Consider the following 17,844-nt stretch of genomic DNA (forward strand, 5'->3'; position numbering starts at 1 on the left):
TATCTCGGCGCGCACCTGCAACCTCGACTACCCGAACGAGGACTGCGCTTCGCCCTGGGCGGGGTGGCTATCGCGACGGCGGGAATCTATGCCGCGCAAGCGCTCTGAGGCATCTTCGGACGCACTGTAGTGCCGCCTATCGTGCGGTCACGAACGTCCGCATCTGCCGATGAGAGGCAGTCGAGCTGCCCTAGGTGCGGCAGATCATTACCCGCCTGTGCTCATTCACAGTTCGTCTGCGGGATGACTGCGGGAGAACAGCCGCTCGACCGCGGCGACGATAGCTGCTCGACGATCTGCCAAGAACTGATCACGCGCACCACTTTCGCTAGACGTCAGGCCAGGTTGCTCAGCCCAGGCCATCGCCAGCTGGTTGACGAACACGACGATGTCGAGCGGGTCCCACGAGGGATCGAGCAGTCCTTCCTGCTGCGCGCGGCGAAGTTTTTCCGCCTTGCGACCGACCGTGTCCCGAGCGAAATCATCGGAGCCGGTGCCAGCGAATTCAAGCTGCCCCCAACGCATCAGACGTAGTTTTGCGGGGTTGGCGACGAAGTAGTCGTGGACTCGTCCGGCGTAGCCGGGCAGATCGGCGGGGTCCATCTGCGTCGCTTCGACGATCTCGTCGAGTTCGCGGGCGGCGATGAATCCGTAGAGCTGTTCTTTGCTACGAAAGTAGGCGTAGACCCGCTCCTTGCTGGTCCTGGCAGACTTCGCGATCCGCTCGATGCGCGCACCGGCGATCCCGTGCCGCGCGAATTCGGCCGTGGCCGCTTCGACGATGCGGTCACGGGACGAATCAGTACGAGACGAGAGCGACATGCTACCACCATACCAAACCGAACTGTTTGGTTTGACCAGGCCGACCGCCGGGCGTAGCGTCAAACCAAACAGTTCGGTTTGACTCTGGGGAAGGCATGATTCATGCAGCACAGGACATTGGGAACGCAGGGACTGACCGTCTCGGCGATGGGTTACGGATCGATGGGCACCGTGGTCGGTTACGGAGCCAGCGATGACACTGAATCCGTTGCCGCGATCCGCCGTGCGCACGACCTCGGCGTGACCTTCTTCGACACCGCCGAGATGTACGGCTGGGGAGAAGGGGAGAAACTACTCGGCCGCGCGGTGGCACCGTTTCGCCACGAGGTGGTGATCGCCACCAAGTTCGGGTTCACCCCCCGCTTCGGCACCGACTCGCGCCCCGCGCATATCCGCGAGGTGGTCGAGACCAGCCTGCGCAACCTGGGAGTCGATAACATCGACCTGCTCTATCAGCACCGAGTCGACCCTGCCGTGCCGATCGAGGACGTCGTCGCCACGATGGCCGAATTCGTCGACGCCGGCAAGGTGAAATACCTCGGCCTGTCGGAAGCGACGCCCGAGGTCATCCGCAAAGCCCATGCCGTGCACCCGATCTCGGCGCTGCAAACCGAGTACTCGATCTTTGCCCCGGACGCCGAACCCCTGTTCCCGCTCCTGGAAGAGCTCGGCATCGGGTTCGTCGCCTACTCCCCGCTGGCGCGCGGATTCCTCACCGGCACAGCGAAACCGGCCCGCGACTACGATCGGACCGACTTCCGTACCCTCATGCCCTGGTGGAACGCCGACAACTACGATGCCAACGCGCACATCATCGGTCAGCTCACCGAACTCGCCACCGCCAAAGGCATCACCGTCTCGCAGCTGGCGCTCGCCTGGATTCTCACGCAACGCGACTACATCGTCCCGATTCCAGGCTCACGCAACCCTGTCCGCGTCGCTCAGAACGTCGCAGCAAGCGACATCACACTCACCACCGAGGACCTCGCGCGTATCGCCGCCATCGCTCCCGCCGGCGGGCACGGCGGCCGTGGCACCCCCTCGCCATGGCTGTAGAGGGACAGCTGCCCTGAGCAGGACAACACACTGAAATGCCGCATATCGAGCGTTCCCGCTGACCGGCATTGGCCCTGTTCTGGGTTGGGGTGCACACCTCGGGGCTGGCTCACCGCCTGCCCGATACGGCCTGCCGTTCACGCGTAGAGGCTCACAGGTCAAGGGTGGACTTGTCCATCAGCGAAGCTGACGCGAATGCGCCCTTGAGGTGTGAGGGGCGCGGGATCACAATGCACGCCAACCCGGGACAGGGCCACGCGGCCACCGGTCGCGATACCACCACCCTCAGCGCGTGCTCGTCGCTGACTCGCCGCCGCGCCGGGCGGTGAGGCACGAGCAAGACCGTCGCGCGGCGTTTGCGCGGCGGCGGCGCGCACGCGCCGCCGCCGGCGCTCTTGACTCTATATAGCGCACCCTGATTTCATCGCTCCACCGCAGAATGTGCGGTCGCAGCTTGAGGTCGACCACATCTCAGGGCAGCCGGTGAACGTCCCGAGTTGTTCAACGCCAGTCACTTTCACGGAGTGGTTGCTGAATTTCGCTTCGACTCGGATGCTTACAAGGGGCGCAATGTGGTCGAGCGGGCGTTCAACAAGGCCAAACACTGGCGTGGGGTCGCGACTCGTTACGACAAACTGGCCTGCACTTACCGGGCCGGGATCGTCATGGCTCTCACGGTCGAATGACTGAAGCTATTGGGAGACATGACCTAGAGGCTGGCGGCCGACAGCCGTGCGCTGTCAGGCCGGTGCGATGCGGGGTCCCCAGTAGTTGAGGTGAGCGGCCGAGTGGGCGAGTGCGGTGCGGTCGGGAATGATGTCCCAGATTCCGTATTTGTCGTGGGGGAAGTCGCGCAGGAAGTTGTTGAGGTCCACTGCGGTGGCGAGCAGGCGGGCGGGGTCGATCGGTCCCAGAATTCCTGAGTTCACCCAGTCGACAAGGTGTTCGGCGATCCCGGTGATCATGGCGACCGGGTCGGTGAGGGTGAATTCGGTGGCGATGTCGTAGGCCTGTTTCAAGTAGGTGCCCGCGATGTTGGCATTGCCGTAGATGTCTCCGGGCAGGCAGTAGTCGAACCAGTCGATGGGGTGGGTTTCGGTGATGTTGTCGCCCGAGATGCCTTGGTAGGCGAGGGAATTGCCGAGATGGAAGGTACGGCCCAACCCGCGATGCGGTGAGGCGAGGGCGTGTACCCAGTGACAGTCGCCGCGTCGGCCCTGCAGTGAACCGGACACGATGTCGCGACCGACCAGCGAGACCACTGCCCCGCCCTGGCTGTAGCCGAGCAGGCCGAACGACCCGGCGTGCGCGTTGATCAGTCTGGTCAGTTCGGCGATGCCCATGTCGCGGGAGGCGCGGTAGGACGGTCGGCCCAGAGCGTCGAGCAGGGCGTCGCCGCCGCCGGGGACGGGTCCGAAACTGGCGGGATAGTTCACGTATTCGATGTCGAACCATTGCGGGTCGAGGGCGTTGGTGATGCCGGTCAGCATACCGATGGGGTCCGACGGGCTGATTCCGCCCGGATTGGCGTTGGCGGCGGCGACGGCTTCCCACGTGCCGGGCACACAGAACAGTGTGTGCTTGGCGAGGGTCAGGTCGGGGATGATCAGGGTCTGCCCGACGGTGATCATGTTCGGGTCGGCGAGCTTGTTGGCGGCCGCGATCAGCGGAAACCGCGCGCGGTCGCCGTAGAACCGCTCGGCCAGACCGGACAGTGTGTCGCCTACGACCACTGTGTGGGTGGCGGTGAGCCCGGGAACGATGAGCACCTGACCGATCCTGATCACGTTCGAGTCGGCGATCCGGTTTGCGATCGCGATCACCCGATACAGCGACGAATCGCCGTAGAAGCGGCTGGCCAGTGCCGACATGGTGTCACGTGCAGCAACCGTGTAGCGGATAGCCATGATCGACCTCTCGTCCTCGGGATCAGCATCGACGATTCCATTACCACGCAGAACTGGCCCGAGTGGTGGAGTACTCGAAAATTGCGCCGATATCGACACCGTCGTGGTCGGACGGGGCCACGGCAAGTAGCCGGGCCCTGCGGGGAGACAGCCGCGGCACGGCGATCGCCAGTGGGGTCTTCTGCCGCACATTCCCGATCAGGGGGATCGGCATCGAACCCTTCCGATTGGGCCTTCGCCGAGGATCGGACCTTCCTCTGGGCTCCGGACCTTCCTCTGGGCTTGGGCCAAGCATGGCTTGCGCGGTCTGCCCGGCACCCAGCACGCGATCCTACGGCGGGAGCCGGGCCGGGCCATCGAGTTCGCGAGCCCACCCGAGGTGGCCACCACTGTCGGGTATCGTCCCCGACTCCGGCGCGCTCGATCTTGATGACGTCGGCACCGAGATCGGCTAAGCAGCATTGCGGCGTTCGGCCCGGCGAGCACCCGGCCGAAGTCCGCGATCAGCAGCCCGTCCAAGGACATACTTCCCGCCGACGCGCTGACCGGAACGCTGCCTCGCCTGTCACCACCTTGCCGATCACGAGCTGGTGCATCTCTGATGTTCACTCATAGGCAAGCACAGACTCCAGAATCGACAAATCGGCCGGGTAGCGATCGTGACCGGAGTCGTTCAACGTCGACGAGATCCCTACGCGCCCGTGGTCGGCGTGCCCATGCGATCAGATGCCACCGAAACCGGTGCACAAGCTGGTTTCGAACCGGCAGACACCAGGCGGCCGAAACCTGCACCCGCCTCGAAATATCGGCATCTACCAGGAGCTTTGCCCTTCATCGCGAGCACGCAGCCGTACGCACGGATAGGCAACATTGGGCTGCACTATTGCACTATATTGCACGCCCGACGGGCCCAGTCGGCTCCATGCCCAGATTCGCTAACAAGTCGGCCCGCTTAGCAGAAGTGAATAAGTATGCGAATGACCGCGTTTCAGCTCAGGCGCGCCACGTTGGCCAGCGACTGACCTAGGCGGATACGAGCCGCCAATGAGGGCAACAGAGCCGCGGCGGATGTCGATCCTTCCTACTACAGCGACCCCGCCTCGGCAGACTCGACAGACACAAGCGGCACCTATGAGGCCACGGCTGTCCACCAGACGACTCGCTCGAATCTTCGGGAATTCAATGTTGACACCTCGGCCGTCTCAGTGGGCCGAGGACGGCACACCCGCTGCTCGCGCGCGCGGGGCACGTCGTCGCTGTGCTCGTCATGGTCGCGCCCGCAGACTCATTCCCGCTCGCGCGGGGATCACACTAATTCACCTGCATGTTTGCACGTCGAACACGCAATTTACATTCACTTTCGACCCAACCTCCACCACCAGACACCGACAGCTCCAACACTTTCAGGCACCCCCACGCCTCCGCAACCAGCCACCCTGGCTTCCCTCGGATCAACTCAGTACCGAGCATAGATCGCCGACTGCCACGGGATGAACCTCGCTCAGGCTGCGGCGTTCGGCGGCGAGCAGGGGCGGAGAAGCGCTGAGGCAACGGCTGTAGCGGGCTGCCAATATCGGTGTTCGCGAGAGTCGCCAAGAAGTCTGAGTTCGCCGACCGCATCGATGCCGAGGTGTGGCCGTCAGATCGCCATTACAGCGAGCAGCACCAGACACTGCCGAGCTCACAAGCCAATACCTGTAACTACCCGATCTACCGAGGTATGCCTGCTCGGGCAGGGCGACCCAAGTTGGCCCTACTGGCACTCCCCCACGCCCGCTCCTCGCCGCCTCCGAGGTGGCAGCAATGGACGTCGATCCAGATTCACCAGGCCCGCGACCCACGCTGGCTGGAGCAATTAATGTGCAATAAGTGTGTATATCGGGCAAAACACGTCAAGTTTCCGGATACAGAAAAACCCCCTCCGACCCAGGTCAGAGAGGGTTTCTACTGTCGGGCTGACAGGATTTGAACCTGCGACCACCTGGCGCGCGTTCCAGTTTTCCAGACGCTACCCATAATGACCCAATAGGGCTCAGTACCAGGCTCTTTCACGAAACGACACTTCTCAACGATTCGCGTGAATTCGCATTGATTCCGGTCAAAGTGTGGAGTTTCTGCGGGGCGCTGCCCACAGCTTCCAACGCTGGCGATCCTCTGCGTGGCAGCTGGCTGATTCCTCGGACGGCGAGCGCTCAGATGCGTTCCCAGCGCGCAGGCTGTGCTGGCCGACGCAGAAGCCTCCGCCAGGCGCTTCCATGCACGCGAAGGGCCGCGGTTATCGATCGGATGACCGCTCCGATTGCCACCATGAACACGGCCGCAGCAGCGGCCGTCGTTGCGCAACCTCGGGAATCGCGCGGAGGCTGTCTCAAAGATCGCGGTCAGGTAATTCTGCTGCAGCGCCATATCGGGTGACGTGCTGCTGCTGCGTAAGATGCCCGTCGTGTTGACGACCCGATGAAGTCCACGGAGTTGTCGGCCAGCACCGTGTTCCCGGTGGCATTGCTGTTCGGACGCGACGTGGTCCAACTCACTCATTCACAACGAGTGACGGCGCCAGCGCACGAGAGGACACCCGATGGAGCGTCTAACGCAGCATCAATGCCGAGCCTGGGGCACCTTTAACGCGTGCGGAGGTGGGTGACGAAGCTTGTCTGCGCCATCGATGGAACGGCACTCACCTCACCCGTTGAATCGCCCCATGAGTTATCTCCTGAAAGGAGACGAACGCTGATGACGACATCGGAACCTGAGGGCGCGGAGCTCGCAAGCGACGTCGGCACTGCGTCACTTCGGTCGTAGTGAGCGTGAAGTTTTCGAGGGCCAGGGGCTGGCGAGCTTTCCTTGTTGCTGAAGGGATTTGATCCAGTCTTGCGCGATACGATGGGGGACATCGTAGTGCTTAGCCACTTTGGCTGTGCTACCCAAACGCCAGTAGGTGACACCGAAATCCGATGGCGCTCCCGCTCGTTGATCACGTTTGGACATTGCGCGTTCACGATCTGCCGGCAATCGCTCGGATGAGCCCGTATCCGCGAGGGTCACGCCTCGGCCGTCCGCTGGCGGTGCCGACGGCTCGCTGGGCATCTCTTGTGACTTGGTCTCGTTTTCCTCAAGAGGAGGATCCGGCTCGGACACTCGTTCGTCCTGTGCGGACGCGCCCGACAACATGTTCGCGGTGCGCACGAGGAACGGGAAGTCGAAGGTAGCGAGGACTTCAGGAACTAAGTACTCGCCGTCGATTTCGGTGCCTACCTCGGCCAGCCGCACACCGGCGTCGCCGATCTCGACTGTTGCAGTGGCGACCGCGACACCAGATCGAGTGTTGGTGATCGTGATCGTGTAGCTGTCTGTCATTGCTCACCGATGTCCGTTCGAGATGACGGTCTAGTGCTTGTTCGTAGCGCCGGTTCGCCGAGATGGTCGAGTTTACGTAGCCGACCCATCCAGCCCTGGGCCGTGTGCCGAGGGACCCCGTAGTGTTTGGCGACAGCGGTGACCGTGCCCAGCCGTTCGTATGTCGCGCGGAGCTCACCGATGTCAGGCATCTTCCGGTAGGCCCTTCCTTTATCCGTCTGCGCAATGTGTGGTGCCGGAACTGGATCGACAGCACGAGTTGCGCTTGCTTCACGAAGCGCCATCTGTCCCTGCTGTCGTATGAGCGCCGATGACAACGACCCTGTCGATACTACCGCTGAATAAGCAGCGGGCAGGAACCGACAAGCCATAGCTTTCACGATCGCCGCGATATCGACGCCGAGCACCTCCTCGGATGTCAGCCCTCCGGGAGCAGTCGTTTTGATAGCGATGCCGACAACGCGCATATCCGGCTCGGCGGCGTCGACCCGGATCGTCAGCCGAGGGACATCACTACTATCCCCCTTGCTGTTCGCATTGTCAGGGAAGATAACAACGGTGTAGCTACCCATGAGTGGCGTGGTCCTCGCGACGGCTTCTGAGTGTCGGGTCTGACGACTTCTGGACGATAGCATGCATTCTCCTCAATACAGGCTCCCTATCACGTGGAAGGCCAATGCGCGTCGGCTATACGGCTCGGGCAGTGACACGGCCCGAGCTGCCAGCGCGCTCGAAAGCGACACTGGGGCAACGATACCAAGCTCAGCGCACTCGGCCCGAGGGACTATGTGTCGTATCTCCCGGCTAAGGGATGTCCCGTAAGTCGTTGAGCAGCAACGGGTACCGTGTCGCCGGTGGTGATCTCGGTGCCTGACCCGGTGATGGTGGAGTTGTTCTCCGGGCTGCGGCCCACGCACGTTCGCTCGCCTGATCACGCAGTTGCGGCGCGAGGGGGCTGATCGGCCGTTGCGGGGCCGGACTTGGGGGTTGTGTTTCGAAGACCGGGTGTTGTTGGTGGCCACCTACTGGCGAACCAACCTCACGATGCGGCAGCTCGCGGCGGTGCTCGCGGTATCGAAGTCGGCCGCGGCCCGAGTGATCGAAGACCTTGGACCGGCGTTGGCGCTGCGGCCCCGCGCCCGGTTCCCGCGTGGTGCGGTGTTGATCATGGACGGGACTCTGGTCCCGACCCGTGATCACCAGATCGCCGCTCAGAGTATGAATTACCGGTACTCGACCAACCATCAAGTCGTGATCGACGTCGACACCGAGCTCGTCGTCGTGCTCGGCACACCGTTGCCGGGCAACCGCAACGACTGCCGAGCCTGGACCGAGTCCGGAGCCGCCCACGCTTGCCGCAACGCGGTGGTGTCGCTGATGGCGGCTACCAGGGCACTGGTTTGATCATCCGGCACCGCCGGTCACCTGGTGTTGAGCTGCCGCAGTGGAAACAAGCCGACAACAAGTCCCACCGCAGGGTCCGTGCTCGCGTCGAGCATGCGTTCGCCCGGATGAAGACCTGGAAGATCCTGCGCGACTGCCGTCTACGCGGTGACGGGGTGGGTGTTGCGATGGCCGGGGTGGCGACTCTGGCCAACCTCGCGCACGCCTACTGATTCTTCGCAGGTGGACCGGTCACCGTCACCGTCACTGAGCCGGACTTACGGGACATCCCTTAAGGTGGCCGCGTCGCATCCGGCTCCGAGCTGTAGCCCTGCCGGGTGAGCCGTCAATGGAGGGCCACGATCGCGCAGATGCCAATCGACGACGAGGCACCGATCCCCGCAGATCCCTCGCCACTGGAAGTACATGCGCTACAACGCTTTCGTATGATGACCGCTCAACGCGAAACCGCGCGGCGATGGTTGTGGATCAGCTCCCGCACGCTCGGCGGCTCTTCGACGAGACCCCGAACCAGGAGAAGAGGTACCTACGGAAGAACTGACTGCGCCGGTCGACTGGGTACTTCACGGTGGCGTAGGCTACGCGAGCCGTCGGCACCGACAAGGAAACGCCGGATCTCGTGGCCGGTTCCGTCGCTGTCGGTGAACCGCAGTGCCAGAGAGTTCGTAGTCAGGTCGTCGACAGCGACGTCGGTGACACCGAACCGGATGTCGCCGTCGTCGTGTCGGCGAGCATCGGCAAGGCTGATGAAGACGTCGGTCTGCGGATAGAGCCCAGTCGCGGCGCCGACCAGGCCCTGGCAATCTATCCGGGGGCTGTTGCTGAAAGCCAGCTCGATGCCCTCGTGCTGATAGCCGACGCGGCGCACCCAGTCTGACACACCGGTGTCGACCAGCAGGTCCACCAATTCCTATTCGTGCCCGCCCGATGGGTCTGCCCAGCCGCACAACGCCGTACGCCGTACGCCCCGAGCTGGCCAGTAACCAGTTCGGGGCGTACGTGATTGGGTAATCGGCCGCGCACAGGCTTGATACAAACTAATGGTTGGCGTTCACAGTGTAGACCTGACGTGCAGGTACCGGAATACCACCCACACCATCCACGAGCGCGCGCGGCGCATTATGAAGATTCTCACCACCGTCTGGTTGGTACGAAAGACCTCGGCTATTCCTCAGTTGCGCCACTGTGACTGGCAGGCTTTCGCTGTGTAGCGCGAATACGGCGGTCGGGGCGGTCCGACCCGATCGCGGTCGTTCGGTGCGCTCGGCCACACCACCGCTGTACTGCATGCGAAAGTTGGCAGCCAACGATGTCGACGGTAGATTCTGTCAACCTCGCACAGATAGCCTAGTATTCAAAAGCAGCTCAGAACAGAGACTCTCCATGTAGTCCGTCATTGTAATGTCTCTATCGAGATATGGCACCAACGTACGCACACGATCGTAAAGAACTCGAGTTTCAGGCGAGAGTCCCGCCGAACCGCGAATATCAACTGCTTGACAGGCAGCTAAAAGTTCGAACGAAACAACATAGGCAGAGTTGACCAGCGTCTCACGAGCCTTCCTCGCCGCCACAAACCCAAAAGAGACTATATCTTGGAAATCGCCGGTACTCGTAAGTGACTGGATGGACATGGGCATCGCCATTGAACGATTCTCAGCGGTGAGCGACGCCGTCATGAATTGACCGCCCATCAGACCTAGCCGCAATCCAGGATTTTCCTGACAGAGGAAGGCCGGCAGGCCGTTACTGTTGCTCTTATCCAGCAGTCTGTCAACTCGCCGATTCGCTAGGTTAGTCAATGTCACCAAACAGATTACCAGGTGATCCATCGCCATAGCCACATACTGTCCATGAAAATGCCCATTATGGAATACATCATCCTCCTCGGGAACTACCAAGGGGTTGTCGTTAGAAGAGTTCAGCTCAGCCTCCAGAACCTCCTCGACACGCGCCATACTGTCTAATACTGGACCAAGAATCTGTGGCGTACACCTAATCGAATACGCGTCCTCAATTGGCATCGAGCCCGGCTTAGCGAAATCCTCCATCTCGCCTGCCAGAGCTTCCTCCGTAACTTCGTCGCTGATTGCGAGAGATGACTCTTGAAGAATATTCCACAAACGACGGGCGACAACACGCTGGCCATGATGCGGTTTCAACTCATGCACCCTGGGATCAAAAGGCTTCCGCATACCGCGTAGACCCTCAATCGAAAGCGCAGAAACTGTGATATAGGTATCAAATAGTCGCCTGGCCTGCACAAGGACGAGAATCCCCAGGCCGACCATACCCGACGTGCCATTGATCAGAGCAAGTCCTTCTTTGAAACTTAGCTTCATAGAGTCAACGCCCGCCTGCGCCAACGCATCGGCGGCCGGCATGATCCTACCATCGAATTTAGCTTTCCATTGACCGATACACACCAGTGCAATGGCGGCCAGCGGTCCGAGGTCCCCACTAGTGCCGAGGGAGCCCTTTTCTGGAACACAGGGAACGATCCCCGAGTTGTAAACCTGAATCAACGCCGAAAGATTCTGCTCCGAAATTGCCGAGTTTCCCCGGGCTAACGACACAATACGGGCAAGCATAATGGCACGGACGGTCCGGTCATCTAAGTACGCACCAACGTTAGTTGCAACAGCGTTGATAAGATTCTCCTGCAGCTCTTGAGCCATAGAAACTGGCACGAGCCAGTCTACGAATCCACCCATGCTAGTATTTACGCCGTAAATCACGCGACCGCTACTCACAAATTTGTCAAGGGTCTCCCTGGAGCGACGTACCTTGCTCCAAACCTCCGGCGAAAGCACTACCATATCGCCCCGGTCTGCAGCCTTCTCCAGTTCGCGTATGCTTACCCACTGGTCTACATCGATTGTAAAAGCCATTTAATTTATCCCCGTTCATAGACGTACTTCTAGCTCCGAAAATCAGATACAAATCCAGGAGCGTCGAAATGTCAAAGATGAGCACTAACATTGGCTAGGTTACCGAAATATTCCTTACCTGGAAATATCTCAGCTCTCAGTGATCGCAGCACGGTTCGCCAAATCCCCCGCAATGATGGAACGGCGATGCTTACCCGACGGAGTTTTTGGGATTGCCCCCCTTGCCACCACATCTACGAAACGCGGGCTAACACCGACCGCTGCGTGGACTCCCTCGGCTACCTGGCGTGCGATCCGCAGGCGGCAATCTGGATTGTCATGTAGATCCGATTCCACAACAACAGCGAAAGCCTCACGTCCGCCTAAGGAAGGAATACCTACTGCGACCGCATTACCAGACCGAACACCTTCTACACGGCCGGCAGCTCGCTCAATCTCTGTCGGCATAATATTTCGACCAGCGACGATAATTATGTCCTTAATCCGACCACATACGACCACTTCACCTTCCTCTGTTAAGTAGCCGAGGTCGCCCGTCGGTAGCCATCCGTCCTGACTGGTCGCTCGCAACCGTCCTGCGCACGTTACGAAAGCTTCTGTAATTGATTCCCCGCGGAGCTCCAACTCACCAACTCTACGGGCCGCAAGCGGATCTCTCGATTCATTCACTACCTGTACCTCGATGCCAGGTATAGGGTTCCCGAGCTTAACCAGGGTGCGAGTTTCCCTCTCTGAGGTAGCAGGCGCCTGTGCTACACGATGGACCTCTAGGCTATTTGCATCGACTATATCTGTCTTAAATTTCCCGCTTGAGAAGGACACCGCCAGGGTAGCCTCTGCCATTCCATAGGCAGGAACGACAGCGTCCTCCGAAAGTCCAAAGCGTTTACCTGCCTCAAGAAATTTTGCCAGAGACGCGGGATCGATCGGTTCAGCACCGTTGACTCCCCACCGCAAAGTTGAGAGATCAAGAGAATTGTCGGGGGCTAGGCGAAGCCTGCGCGCCAATAGTGAGTAAGCAAAATTGGGGGCTGCAGTAATCGTGCCGCGATATTTCGAGATTAGCTCAGCCCACAGTATCGGAGATCTGACAAACGAATTCGGTGTCGTGCAAACCGTCTCTAAACCGAACCGCATAGGATACACAAGCCAACCCAAGAATCCCATGTCATGAGACAATGGTAGCCAGCTTACCATCACGTCGACATCTCTGCTGACTTTTGCGGTCTTTCCCAACATAGCCTGGCAGTTGTGCTCAAGGCTACTAAAAGAAACAACGACAGCTTTTGCTGAACCGGTTGATCCAGATGTAAGCTGAAGTAGCGCCGTCGCATCCTCCTCTGTATTAATAGGTGCGACCGGCGGCCCGCCGTATAGCGATGAGATTTTGAAAACTATAATTTCATGTTTGAGCAACTCCGGAACCACATCATAATATGACTCGGAAACGATCACTACGCTCGCATCAATCATCCGCAAAGTTGTCAGCGTTTCTACAACCCACTGGCGACGGTCGGTGCGAGGGATTGGCTGGTGTAGCATCGTTAGCGATGCGGCGCGCATCCATACCGCCTGTACTAGCACCGCAACATCTTGCGGATTATCGCTCAGAACGGCTACATGACTACCGGGCTCGATTCCACTATTTGAAAGCGAACCTGCTACACACGCCGCGTGGTGGTTTATTTCTGTCCATGGAGTTGAAATTGGACTTACCGGCTCTCCACAGGTCAGAGACTTCCCCGTGGTGGAAGTAATTTTGAACATTTCTGATGTGAAAGTACTCATCGTCGATGCTTCCCCGTTCGGATTCAGCCAGCACTAACGAATACGTGAATTCAGAGAATCTGTGACGGAAATGTCATCATTATCAGGGCTCCATTCGTTTATCATGCGTTCATAGTTTTCATGGTCAGGAACGAGGGATGCCGCAACGAGCTCCCACAAGACCTCATCTGTGCCGCCTCCAATTCGTGCGAGTTTCATATCTCGCCACCAACGTTCCAGTGGTGCCTCGTTCTGCAAGTACCCAGTACCGCCGAAAATGTGCATACATTCGGATATGACCTCATTTCCTAGTCGTGCAGCGGAAACTTTGAACGCCGCAGCTGTTCGTATGTTGAGGATGCCCTCTTCATGGACATAACCTCGAAGACCCCATCGAAGGACATCAACGCGAGACTTGAGATCAGCCATCCTCAACCGTAGGATCTGATGGTCTAACAGCTTTGCACCAAACTGTTCTCGCGCCGTCATGCGCGCCACCGTGACACCAATTGCCAGGTCGCATGTACCAACAATTTGACTCGAAATAGATAGCCGCTCCAGTGCAAGCCCCCAGCTTATGGCCGCCAAACCAGCTCCTGGACGCGCCAACATCATCTCTTCAGGTACCCATGTATCGAAAGTTATCGGTGCAGTGTCGAGGCAGCCGGCACCCGCTCTGTCTAAGACAGCATGAACTGTTACACTCTTCATTGGCACAACAAATAACGCTAACCCGCCTGGGCTCTTCGTCTGATCACCGACACCGCGGACAGGCAACAGGACGTAGTCGGCGAGCGGAGATAGCGAAACGAACTTCTTGTGGCCTCTTAGCCGATATCCGCGTCCTTCTTGTTCTGCTGTTGACTGCGAATTCTGAAGATCTGAGCCCCCACCTGTCTCTGTGGCGCCGATACACAATACCGCGCTTCCTGCTATCGCCTCCGCGGCCACTCCTCTAAGAAATTCATTCTGGCCAAACCTCTGAATGATGGAAATCGCCGCGTCGTGCAGACTTACCCCGACTGAAATACTGGTCGAGCCTAGCTTTCCGAGTCTCTCACCGAGGGCAACGGTGTGGGGTAGAAGAGGGTTTCTCTGGCCAGCCCACTTTCCAGAGAATACTTGATGACTGCCCAGAGTCTCGATCAACGACCGAGGGAACCGTTGACTGCGTTCCGCATCTTCGACTATCTGGTGCATATTATCGAACGCTCGGTCAAGTAGCGTGAGAAATTCATTATAGTCGACCGGAGTTGAGCTCAATGAAGCGGTAGTCATTATTCTTCATCCACCGCCTTTTCGGCGATGCGAGCACGATCGATCATAGCCACTACGTGCTCAACGGTCTCGCAGCCGAAGAAGTCTTCCTCGGACAGCAACACGCCGAATCTTTCCTCAATCGCAACTAGGCCTATCGTAAATGAGACTGAGTCGAATCCCAAGTCACCTTCTAGTCGCGAATCGAGATGAACGCGATCGTTCGAAATCTCCAAATCAATCTTGAATATTTCACGTAGTGTTGTTTCAGTTGACGCGTGCATTGCACACCCCTTCACCTTTAGTAGTAGATCTTTAGATTCACTGCGCCGATCTGGTGTAGAATCTGTGCATGAATTGACCAATATCAGTGTTCGCACCTCTTCCGCCCCCGCAGAATGTATCGATTACGTTCTGCCGATCACGCGGTCGCTGCTCTTGACTCAGTTTGAACATTACTTCAATTGCATCTACATTGAACCTGAAGGCGCGAACCCCGGATAGTATGCTCTTGAAGTATTCCGTGGAATCCGACGGATCCCATCCTGAACCGTGGAGGCCCTCGTACTGAATTGCAGTGTTCTGAACTATCTGCAGCACTTCTTTCGAATCTGCAATCTTAGTTACACACCCATGCAGATGCACAGAGACGAAGTTCCAAGTGGGAGCAGCGACATCTCTCTCATACGCTTGTGGGGATACGTATCCATCTGGTCCATTGAATACCAATGTAGCTTCTGGCCGGTCCGACAGAGTGTTCCAATGAGGGTTCTTCGCATTCATATGTCCGTACAGAGTTAGTTCCTCAATCCTGCGGTTCTCCACCGGTCCTGGAATTACGACTGGAAGACGAGTAATGTCTGGACGGCGCTCGCCATTGGTAGCCAATAGCGCCATCGGATAAGCAGATATTATTTCCAGAACCATTTCGAGCGGAGCGTCTTCGTAGATCTGCGGCACAAACATATATAGCCTTTCGGAGCGACGCGATACTTCCTAATTGTCCCCGTCAAGAATTGATTGAAGTATTTCACTTGATCGTGTAGCGACATTCGACAGTAGCCCGGACGAAATTCCAAATGAATCATCAGGCCCGCCTTGGACATACAAGCCGGCCCTCACGGAGACCTCCGTGCAAATGCGTCTACTTCGCGACATTAACAATTCCCCGTTTGCGCCCAGATTGCACATTAGCAGGGTGTCGCCCAGAATTTCTCCGATGTTTGCAGATTTGTACCCTGTGGCATAAATGGCGAGATCAATGTCGATCTTCTCTTCGTCGCCAGTCGGTAGGTATTGCACTGTTATTAATGCACCAGCCTCCTGTAGATCGACCCTTTCAACTGTCGTCATATTCAGGATCCTTAGCCGTTCCTTCCCGCGGAGTTTTTCGCCGTAGTGTCTGCGATATAGTTCATCTATGAGATCACTGTCTACTACCGAATAGTTGGTATTTGAATGATATCCGAGAAGCCGTTGACTAACCTCCTGCGGTGCACCGAAAAAGACATCGACAGCGCTGGGATCGAACATTCTGTTTGCGAATGGTGTATCATCTGAGGCGCTATAACCGTACCGACCAAATATCGACAGGACCTCTGCTTGCGGGAATCGCTCGTGCAGGTAGCCGACAACCTCAGCGGCACTCTGTCCTGCTCCGATGACTGCTACTCTCTTGGGGTCATTAACGTTGCCAACCCGGTGCAATAGATCAGACGAATGCCAAGCACGGTCGGAGACTAGGAATCCTGTAGGGACTAGTGGTACCAGCCCCGCGCCAATCACTACATTTCTCGCACGGTACACATTGGTCGACTCGCCAGATCTCGCTAGCACCTCGACGTAATCCGTGCCCGGGACGGGCCGCACATTGAATACTTCGCTGTCATAAGTAACCACTTGATCGAGCGCTGATGCGACCCATTCCAAATAGTCATGGAACTCCAAACGCGAAGGATACAACGTTTTCTGATTTATGAAGTCGTGCATTCGGCCTTTGCTATGAAGATACGATAAGAATGTATATTTACTTGCAGGATTTCGCATTGTGGCAAGATCTTTGATGAAGGGAATTTGCATAGTTGCCCCTTCGATCAGCATCCCGCTGTGCCAGCTAAAATTCGGTTTCCGTTCAAGATACAATTGGGTAAGCCCTGACTCGGGACCTCGACCCTGGTTATGTTCAATGACCGTGGCTGCCAATGACATATTGGCTGGCCCAAATCCGATTCCGAGAATATCTACAATGGACTCTGTTGCCATGCGACATCTTTCTATGAGATAGTAGTTTGATTCATATTGGGTCTGCCGTCCGATCGGATCTTTTCGATACCTGATATATGCAAAACGAGAAGTGTCTAAGCAGATTCCCTCTCACGCTCCGTGAGGATTCGCCTGAGAATTGGCACGTACTTTGAAATCGATTGGGGGTCGAGCATGTCTTCATGTCGGCTATCGATGTCGTATTCGACTATCGGCCCGGTGACGTACGGACTCCATTCGTTGGCAAGAGTCGTTTTCTTTGGGCTTCCGCCTGCGGTGATTAGAGTCAGACTCCCTTCGAATACATCTGCTTGGTGATCGGACAGCAGCTTTGTGTTGCGATCGAATGCGGCGGACATATGTTCGCACAGCCACTCGGGTGGTAATGGAAATTTTGGTTTTGCAGAATTTGCAATTTCCTGTGCCATTGCATACGTGAGCATCTTTCGCTCCAGCATAAGGTCCTGAGCGACGGGTCTCAGAATCATTCTGAGTACATTACTTAGTGCCCAATCCAGCGAAGACGCGTGCGGCAAAGGCTTGTTCAGATTGGGCAAGGCATCAAGGATAATGAGAGCTCCAATTTCAAGGCCGCGTCGGCGCATTTCGATTGCGATCGCATGAGCCAGTGTTCCTCCGAATGACCAACCGAGAATACTTGGCGGTCCCACCAGTTCAGTAGAACAGATCTGATCGACATGCCTCTCGGCCATTTGACGCAAAGACTTTGGAGGAGACCCATTTAGTCCGATAACGTCTTGCAGTCCAACTACCGAGCAGTCCAATTCCTGAGCGAGGGCTCTGTACGGCCAGCTAACTCCCCCTGCGGGGTGCACACAAAATAGCGGTGCCCCTTTTCCTCGCTGTAGAATTTCTAATGATTCCAGTCTTCCTTGCGAATTACCATCGCACAAAATATTTGCGAAGTCGGCTACTGTGGGCGCCGTAAAGAGAGCGGATACTGGCATCTCTGCGTCAAAGCGATCGTGTATTGCAGCGACAAGTTGCATGGCGAGGAGTGAATTGCCGCCGAGGTCGAAGAACGAGTCGTCGACACCGACGCGCTCCAAACCCAACACCTGCGCATAGATCGCGGCCAGTTTTTCCTCGACCGGCGTCGA

Annotated in this window: 14 protein-coding genes and 2 pseudogenes; 3 read left to right on the plus strand and 13 right to left on the minus strand. The window is 57.8% G+C overall.

From position 1 onward, the window contains the following. Positions 1 to 225: 225 nt before the first annotated feature. A complete protein-coding gene (locus ACFULV_RS34270) occupies positions 226 to 933 on the minus strand; it encodes a TetR family transcriptional regulator (RefSeq protein ID WP_378664145.1) in 708 nt (235 codons plus the stop codon). Between ACFULV_RS34270 and ACFULV_RS34275 the strand changes: the two genes are divergently transcribed. Both ACFULV_RS34275 and ACFULV_RS34280 read left to right on the plus strand, forming a co-directional pair. After that, the gene (locus ACFULV_RS34275; protein ID WP_378664148.1) at positions 925 to 1,878 is read left to right on the plus strand and encodes an aldo/keto reductase; all 954 of its coding nucleotides are present in this window, start codon (positions 925 to 927) and stop codon (positions 1,876 to 1,878) included. The genes ACFULV_RS34270 and ACFULV_RS34275 overlap by 9 nt on opposite strands. A gap of 524 nt (positions 1,879 to 2,402) precedes the next feature. Beyond that, positions 2,403 to 2,564 carry a hypothetical protein gene (locus ACFULV_RS34280; RefSeq protein ID WP_378664151.1) on the plus strand — a complete coding sequence of 54 codons (162 nt, stop codon included), beginning with the start codon at positions 2,403 to 2,405 and terminating at the stop codon, positions 2,562 to 2,564. Between the two features lie 54 nt (positions 2,565 to 2,618). Here ACFULV_RS34280 and ACFULV_RS34285 read toward each other — a convergent pair whose 3' ends face one another. The 4 genes and pseudogenes from ACFULV_RS34285 to ACFULV_RS34300 all read right to left on the minus strand — a co-directional run bounded on the left by ACFULV_RS34285 (position 2,619) and on the right by ACFULV_RS34300 (position 7,714). Beyond that, positions 2,619 to 3,785, minus strand: coding sequence for a LysM peptidoglycan-binding domain-containing protein (locus ACFULV_RS34285; protein WP_378664154.1), 1,167 nt, complete (start codon positions 3,783 to 3,785; stop codon positions 2,619 to 2,621). Between the two features lie 353 nt (positions 3,786 to 4,138). After that, a pseudogene (locus ACFULV_RS34290) lies at positions 4,139 to 4,310 on the minus strand (CoA transferase); the annotation flags it as partial. Between the two features lie 2,262 nt (positions 4,311 to 6,572). Further along, positions 6,573 to 7,142: a hypothetical protein gene (locus ACFULV_RS34295; RefSeq protein ID WP_378664156.1), complete on the minus strand. Its 570-nt coding sequence runs from the start codon at positions 7,140 to 7,142 to the stop codon at positions 6,573 to 6,575. Continuing rightward, the gene (locus ACFULV_RS34300) at positions 7,139 to 7,714 is read right to left on the minus strand and encodes a hypothetical protein (RefSeq protein ID WP_378664159.1); all 576 of its coding nucleotides are present in this window, start codon (positions 7,712 to 7,714) and stop codon (positions 7,139 to 7,141) included. Before ACFULV_RS34300 ends, ACFULV_RS34295 begins: the two co-directional genes overlap by 4 nt. Before the next feature lie 472 nt (positions 7,715 to 8,186). On the opposite strand from ACFULV_RS34300, the pseudogene ACFULV_RS34305 reads away from it, so the two are divergent. Beyond that, positions 8,187 to 8,758: pseudogene (locus tag ACFULV_RS34305) on the plus strand (transposase). Positions 8,759 to 9,072: 314 nt separating this feature from the next. On the opposite strand, the gene ACFULV_RS34310 reads toward ACFULV_RS34305, so the two are convergent. The 8 genes from ACFULV_RS34310 to ACFULV_RS34345 all read right to left on the minus strand — a co-directional run. After that, a complete protein-coding gene (locus ACFULV_RS34310; RefSeq protein WP_378664162.1) occupies positions 9,073 to 9,450 on the minus strand; it encodes an FAD-dependent monooxygenase in 378 nt (125 codons plus the stop codon). Positions 9,451 to 9,874: 424 nt separating this feature from the next. After that, entirely contained in the window at positions 9,875 to 11,437 is a 1,563-nt protein-coding gene (locus ACFULV_RS34315; RefSeq protein ID WP_378664165.1) for a phenylalanine aminomutase (D-beta-phenylalanine forming), read from the minus strand. A gap of 129 nt (positions 11,438 to 11,566) precedes the next feature. After that, entirely contained in the window at positions 11,567 to 13,225 is a 1,659-nt protein-coding gene (locus ACFULV_RS34320; RefSeq protein WP_378664168.1) for a fatty acyl-AMP ligase, read from the minus strand. 33 nt (positions 13,226 to 13,258) lie between these two features. Further along, positions 13,259 to 14,353: an acyl-CoA dehydrogenase family protein gene (locus ACFULV_RS34325; RefSeq protein WP_378664171.1), complete on the minus strand. Its 1,095-nt coding sequence runs from the start codon at positions 14,351 to 14,353 to the stop codon at positions 13,259 to 13,261. Positions 14,354 to 14,481: 128 nt separating this feature from the next. Further along, positions 14,482 to 14,745, minus strand: coding sequence for an acyl carrier protein (locus ACFULV_RS34330; RefSeq protein WP_378664174.1), 264 nt, complete (start codon positions 14,743 to 14,745; stop codon positions 14,482 to 14,484). Positions 14,746 to 14,782: 37 nt separating this feature from the next. After that, positions 14,783 to 15,421, minus strand: coding sequence for an FMN-binding negative transcriptional regulator (locus ACFULV_RS34335; protein WP_378664177.1), 639 nt, complete (start codon positions 15,419 to 15,421; stop codon positions 14,783 to 14,785). Between the two features lie 36 nt (positions 15,422 to 15,457). Further along, entirely contained in the window at positions 15,458 to 16,723 is a 1,266-nt protein-coding gene (locus ACFULV_RS34340) for a lysine N(6)-hydroxylase/L-ornithine N(5)-oxygenase family protein (protein ID WP_378664180.1), read from the minus strand. A 95-nt stretch (positions 16,724 to 16,818) separates the two neighbouring features. After that, positions 16,819 to 17,844, minus strand: a 1,026-nt coding sequence (locus ACFULV_RS34345; protein ID WP_378664183.1) for a thioesterase domain-containing protein, incomplete at its 5' end; no start/stop codon positions are given.

Origin of the sequence: Nocardia sp. NPDC057272 (genome assembly GCF_042668615.1) — a bacterium.
In the GTDB taxonomy this organism is placed as follows: domain Bacteria; phylum Actinomycetota; class Actinomycetes; order Mycobacteriales; family Mycobacteriaceae; genus Nocardia.

What these genes read in the sequence shown, in the direction of transcription:
- ACFULV_RS34295 (WP_378664156.1), bottom strand. Translation starts at nt 7,142, where the DNA reads ATGACAGACAGCTACACGATCACGATCACCAACACTCGATCTGGTGTC.
- ACFULV_RS34275 (WP_378664148.1), top strand. Translation starts at nt 925, where the DNA reads ATGCAGCACAGGACATTGGGAACGCAGGGACTGACCGTCTCGGCGATG.
- ACFULV_RS34315 (WP_378664165.1), bottom strand. Translation starts at nt 11,437, where the DNA reads ATGGCTTTTACAATCGATGTAGACCAGTGGGTAAGCATACGCGAACTG.
- ACFULV_RS34300 (WP_378664159.1), bottom strand. Translation starts at nt 7,714, where the DNA reads ATGGGTAGCTACACCGTTGTTATCTTCCCTGACAATGCGAACAGCAAG.
- ACFULV_RS34340 (WP_378664180.1), bottom strand. Translation starts at nt 16,723, where the DNA reads ATGGCAACAGAGTCCATTGTAGATATTCTCGGAATCGGATTTGGGCCA.
- ACFULV_RS34285 (WP_378664154.1), bottom strand. Translation starts at nt 3,785, where the DNA reads ATGGCTATCCGCTACACGGTTGCTGCACGTGACACCATGTCGGCACTG.
- ACFULV_RS34330 (WP_378664174.1), bottom strand. Translation starts at nt 14,745, where the DNA reads ATGCACGCGTCAACTGAAACAACACTACGTGAAATATTCAAGATTGAT.
- ACFULV_RS34320 (WP_378664168.1), bottom strand. Translation starts at nt 13,225, where the DNA reads ATGAGTACTTTCACATCAGAAATGTTCAAAATTACTTCCACCACGGGG.